Here is a 6,031-nt window from a genome sequence, read left to right as displayed (position 1 = left end):
CGTATGTTTATGATAATCAACACTTTGCGTCATTTCGATGAACTCAATACAACGCTCTGCGCGCTCTGCCTGCCCGCACGAAGTTATACGCAGGCGGGCGAGAGGTACTTTTTGCGAGGCCGTCAATAATGAACAACTGAAACAATCCTGTATCAAGAGGGCTATATCAAATTTGGCTACTCTCTGGTTACTTATAGTTTTTCAGCTCTTCTGCCATAATTACCGACATTTACCTGCCAACTATGACACAATATGACAGGAATACCCATCGGCAGGCTGTAATACCATTTGTACATCAGAGGGCGCGCATAGGTTCAAAATATCACTCTACGCTTTACACGCTACGGGAGACAAGTTTTATTGTTCTGTATGGAGCTTAAAATTTTATGCCTGCCTGCGTGGAGACCGACTTCGGCATAGGCAGGCATAGCTGCTTGTCAGGGCGTAGCATGTAGTGCAGAGACTTATAGCTATGGTTATCATTTTAAGTGTGTTATGCTGAGTTCATCGAAGTAAAGCAGAACGGTAAAAGATGAAGAAGATAACGCGCAGTTTGAAGTAAAAATGGTATAAGTCGCCAGAACATTTCAGATCGTTGCTGAGTTCCCTGATCATGATATTGTTATCAAACAGGTGTAAATCAGTTCGTGTGACCAAAATCATACTTGCTAATAACCCGTATTATTTCTTGTAACACCCCGCTTGTTTTTAAATCAAATTGAGTCGATGAACACGGAAAAATCATGTCTATATTTTCTGACCTCGGCCTATTTCTGGCACCTCGTTAAACAGTCCATATCTGACATCACACTCTATAGGTTCATGAAAAAAAATAATCAATTATCAAAGATCTGAATCAAGGTACTCACATGCAAAAAATCAAATCACAGCTGCTATTCCTGCTTCTACCTCTCATCGTTCTCTCTCAAACCCAAATCGAATCTGGCTCAGTCAGTGGAATCTGGTCCTCTGAAAATTCGCCTTATCATGTCAATGGTGATATTGATATCCCACTGGGAGCGACCCTCACCATAGAACCGGGTACTGCTGTTTATTTTACCGGTGAATATCAGTTTGATGTTTACGGACAGCTTATCGCAGAAGGAACCGAGACAGATAGCATTTTCTTTCACTCAGATTCCATGGGATATACACCCTCATGGCCCTACTTCGCTGGTTTCTGGTATGGGATCACCTTTCACGCTACAGATTCAACCGGCCAAGCCATGTCATCTCTGGATTATTGTAAAGTTTCTTATGCCTATGAACGCTGGCTGGATGAAGCCAGTATAGATTTTAATAGACGTTTTGGTGGTGGTTTGATCATGTATAAATCATCAGTGGATCTTTCGAATACTGTGATTGAAGATTGTACCTGGAATGGCCTGGTTGCGATCTACTCCGGTGGCAGTTATGATGGGGTTACACTCACCAATGCCGGGGCAATTGAGCTGATCTACTCCGATATAACCATGAATAGTATGCATGTTTCCCAGGGAACGGGAATGGTATTTGAGAATTCACAGGCTGAGATCACAAATTCAGTCCTGAGTGGTAACGTCAATTCCTACGGCAGTCAGGCTATCATATTTGCTGAGGATTCTGATCTGAATATCCAGAACTGTGAGATCATCGATAACGATGGTAATGGGATCCGGATCGATGCATCTACCCTGAATATTGAGAATACACTAATCCAGGAAAACAATGGAGGGCTCGTATCAGTTGAATCAATCGTCACCATGTCCAACTGTGAGGTTATTGAGAATAGTGGGATCGGTCTGTTCTTCAATTCCGCTACTGATTGGCAAACCACCTATACATCTGACATTCAAAATACTCTTGTTGCCAAAAATAATGGGGGCGGGTTCAAGTTTTATACGAATAATAATGCCAATATTACAAATTGCACCATAGTTGATAATCATAATCCTACAAGCAGAGGAGGGATCATTAATGGGAGTGTTGATACAAATATTAAGAATAGCATCATCTATAACAATGGTGCGAATCTAGATTTTCAGGCTGGTGGACTCTACACCTACTCAATTGTTCAAGGGAATTATGTAGGGCAAGATGAACCCAATACGAATTTGCATAATTATGATCCCGTTTTCAGGGATGCATCCAATGGTGATTATCGTCTGCAGAGTGTGGATTGTGGTAGTTTCTTCGAATCACCTGGTATTGATGCCGGAGATCCTGCTATTTCAGATTACGTTCTGGATTGCGCAACTGCTGGTTTAGGTGCTGAATCTTCAGATATGGGTGCTTATGGTGGTGCTGCCAACCGCTGGGATGATACGGTTCTGCCAGCCTGTCACTTTACTGGTGATGTCTCAGGAATCTGGGATTGTGAGACGATCTATCTTGAGGATGATGTTGTGATTCCCCTGGGTGATACACTCCAGATCATGGAATCAGTTGACCGGGTTCACATATTAGGTCCCTATGAGATCAAAGTTGAGGGAGTCCTGATTGCCATCGGTCCTGAGAGCGACCACGTGAATGCCCATGGCGATTATATCAAATTTCAGGGAAGTGATTGGCATGGGATCATTTTTAATAATCTGAATGATACCGATCCTGGTGCTTCCATCATTGAAAATTGCCGGTTTGATTATGCTGATAAACTGGAGGCTGCTTATCCCAAAGGAGGCGCCATCCTGATTTATAATTCAGATGAAGTGACGGTTAGACATTCATTCTTCTATTCAAATCGAGCCGTACTTGGTGGGGCCATGTATGTCGAAAATGCCAGCCCGACAATTGAAGACTGTAAGTTTGAAATTAACGGAAGAATCTTATCTACAGACCTTGAGATTATAACCACTGCTGGTGGTGCTCTGTATTTAAAGAACGCTAGCCCCAATATGAGAAAGCTCCAGTTTGTCAAGAATGGGGCCAACGATGGTGGTGCGATCTTTTTGGACCACTCATCCCCAACAATGACCAATATTTTAGTCGTAAAAAATGAAGCTCTTGGTTTTGCTGGCGGAATCTTTGTGGATGGTTCATCCCCCAGAATAGTCAATATGACTGCTGCTGATAACTTTGCAGCCAATGGTGGCGGAACGTTCAGCCTCATGCGTACTACTTCACAGCCAGAGGTGATGAATAGTATTATGTGGGGTAATAGTAAGCCTGAAATTTACATAAATGACGGTACTCCTATAGTAACCTATTCGATCATTGATTCAGCTGACACAGAATCCTACTATGGCCTTGGTTGTCTGGATGCTGATCCACTATTTCAGGAAACCTATGGTAATGTTTACCGTCTTCCTTCCACAGCTTGTGGGGTTGCTGTTAGTTCGATTGCTATCGATGCCGGTCATCCTGATTCACTGGATGCAGTAGTAGCCTGTGACGAAGGTCTGGGGACCCAACATGCTGACATGGGCTATTATGGCGGTATGTATTCTCCTGAGATCATTTTAGGGATCGATGGGTCTGCTGACCTGGCACCCACCAGGTACCAACTTAGTCAGAATTATCCCAACCCATTCAATCCTTCCACCCGGATCAATTTTGCTTTGCCACAGTCTGGACAGGTTGATCTGGTGATCTTTAACGCTTTGGGACAAGAAGTGATGTCGCTGGTCGATCAGCAATTGGATGCGGGAAACCACACGGTTCAGTTTCAGGCTTCTCATTTGAATTCCGGGGTCTATTTCTATCGGATAACTGCTGATAATTATTCTGCCAACCGAAAGATGATCCTGTTGAAATAAACCAGTTTCTGACACTGCGGAGCAGAGGCTGAACTGGTTTCGAGTGTACTCTGGAATAACGTATCTGAAACCTGTTTGGCTCGTTCCACTCGCTGAAAACAGGTTTTGGGTGTCCCAAGCAATTTCCGGACATTGAGTTCATCGAAATGTCTTTCCACTACCAATGTTGACGGCCTCGCAAAAAGTACCTCTCGCACGTCTACGCTCTACAAGCTTCGCCGCACAGGCAGAGCGCGCAGAGCGTTGTATTGAGTTCATCGAAATGACGCGGAGTGTTGATATATATGGATTTAGGAGTATTCACTATATGTGGTTGTATTTAATGGTTTTAGGGCACATTTCATGAATTCTCAGGTACTTCTAGCGGTTTCGTCAATGTTACCATGCTAAAATCAGGATAAGAGACCTGCTTCAGCTTTTATTCAGTTCAATATTGTGTAACTTGCAAAACAGTTAACATGTGTTAAGAAGGGGTGTTTCTAATGAATAAAAGTCAAACTAAACGGAACCCAAAAAATCGCCGAACCGTTGAGCGTCGCCAGGAGACTGTTCCAGCCGAAGTGGAGCGCCGTGCTCAAAAAGAACGTCGCATCAGACCTGATCGAAGGCAAAAGTGATTCCCCGATGGTTGATATCTCTCACATGAATGATGCTTCTGTGGAAGATGTGTTGACCGTGACCAAGGCACCCATAATTGCCTCTCATTCCTGTGCCAGGGCGATCTGTGATCATCCCCGTAACTTGAATGATGACTTACTCCAGGAAGTTGAGAAAATAGCAGGTTTGTAGGGAAAAAGTCCTAAGAGATTTGCTTTAAACCAGCTTAATCTTCGCCTCAAAACAAGGGGAACTTGATTGTGGTTTTAGTGCCAGAATCGTTCTCAATTTGTAAGTGTCCCCCCAATTGTTCTGTCAACAGGGTCACCAGATGCAGTCCCAGCGATTGACGCTTGGAATTATCCCATTCCGGCATTCCCGCACCAGTATCCTGAACAATGAGCGTTACCTGATCATCACTTGAACTGATCAGACTCAGCTCAGCCTGCCCGGTTTCACCTGAGGGAAAAGCATGCTTGTAAACATTGGTGATGAGTTCATTGAAGATCAAGCCGACCGGAATTGCTTTGGCCAGCTCAATATTGAGATCGTCCTCAACTGTAATCTTAAATTTGATTCCCGGGTTTTCCATGGAACGCATCACAGTATGAAGAATAGCTGTGATATAGGGTTTGAATTCAATCGCATTGAAGTTATTCCCTGCATAAAGACGCTCATGAACCAGAGCCATGGAGTTTAAACGGCCAATACTATCTTGAAGCGTTCCTATGGCACTATTTGATTCATCAAGTTGACGAATCTGCATGTTTAGCAGACTGATGGCTACATTCAGATTATTTTTAACCCGGTGGTGGACTTCTTGGAGCAAGACTTCTTTTTCTTTGAGACTCAGTTCCAACTCCCTGGCCTGTTTTAGGTTTTTTCTGGATTCACTTTCAGCAATATCTAGTAATTTTCTTCGGCGATCGAGACTATTCCGCAGAATGAATCCAGTGATAATGAGGATTACCGTTCCAATGACATAATCATCTATCTCTAATGGATGATGCGCATCTGCCATGCGCAATCCACGGTAGAACAGGAGGATGATGATGTAGACAACTCCTGAGGCAGTTGTAAAATAAGTGTAAAAGCGTTGTCTGGTAAGCAATGAGGCTACTATAGTAATAAACATATGGAAAGCTGTCAGGGTGTAGACTTCAAAATTTTGATAATAAGGTTTTGTGTAGACTGCCATGGTAGCCAGGAAGGCCATTCCAGAGTAAGAGGCCAGGGTAACAGCGGGTAGAAATCCAAAGCGAATAAAGAAAATGGAAGCAAAACTAAGTACAAAAATGCTCTGCAATATGGTCATTGTTACTCCCTTGGCAGGGGTGACAAATAGAACGAAGATCATCATGACAATCAACGTCATATGAATGGATAACAGGACCCGTGCCTGAAAGAATTCTTCACTCTCTCTTGGAAAATATTTCCCAAGAAAATATTGTTCTAATGTCGCTTTCATATTGAGCTCTTTTTTTATCTAAAAAAACGATTTGAATGTTTCAAAATAGATGTGTCTATGATGGCACAATATAGGATTTGAATCAGTAGATATTAAAATATAAAAGGTTCTTCCCCTAAATGCGTACCTGGAGACGAGGATGTCAGGGATATAAGGGTATAGAGGCTGTGTGAGAATAAGGACAACGCTTACCCCATGCTTTAGCTTGGGGGTATGATAACCTACTATTACC

3 protein-coding genes are annotated in these 6,031 nt (G+C 43.0%); 2 read left to right on the top strand and 1 reads right to left on the bottom strand.

Annotated elements, in window-relative coordinates; translation table 11 throughout:
- Positions 1-869: 869 nt before the first annotated feature.
- A complete protein-coding gene (locus U9Q77_00850) occupies positions 870-3,734 on the top strand; it encodes a right-handed parallel beta-helix repeat-containing protein (protein MEA3285909.1) in 2,865 nt (954 codons plus the stop codon).
- Positions 3,735-4,304: 570 nt separating this feature from the next.
- On the top strand, positions 4,305-4,523 hold the full coding sequence (locus U9Q77_00845) for a membrane dipeptidase (GenBank protein ID MEA3285908.1): 219 nt from the start codon (positions 4,305-4,307) through the stop codon (positions 4,521-4,523).
- Between the two features lie 46 nt (positions 4,524-4,569).
- Here U9Q77_00845 and U9Q77_00840 read toward each other — a convergent pair whose 3' ends face one another.
- Positions 4,570-5,799, bottom strand: a complete 1,230-nt coding sequence (locus U9Q77_00840; GenBank protein ID MEA3285907.1) for a sensor histidine kinase — start codon at positions 5,797-5,799, stop codon at positions 4,570-4,572.
- Between the last annotated feature and the right edge of the window lie 232 nt (positions 5,800-6,031).

The sequence above is a fragment of the Candidatus Neomarinimicrobiota bacterium genome (assembly GCA_034716895.1).
GTDB lineage: Bacteria > Fidelibacterota > UBA8477 > UBA8477 > JABMPR01 > JABMPR01.
This window is presented reverse-complemented; position numbering and strand designations above follow the sequence as displayed.

Excerpts from the sequence above, each read along its gene's own strand:
- U9Q77_00850 (MEA3285909.1), top strand. The coding sequence starts at position 870 with ATGCAAAAAATCAAATCACAGCTGCTATTCCTGCTTCTACCTCTCATC.
- U9Q77_00840 (MEA3285907.1), bottom strand. The coding sequence starts at position 5,799 with ATGAAAGCGACATTAGAACAATATTTTCTTGGGAAATATTTTCCAAGA.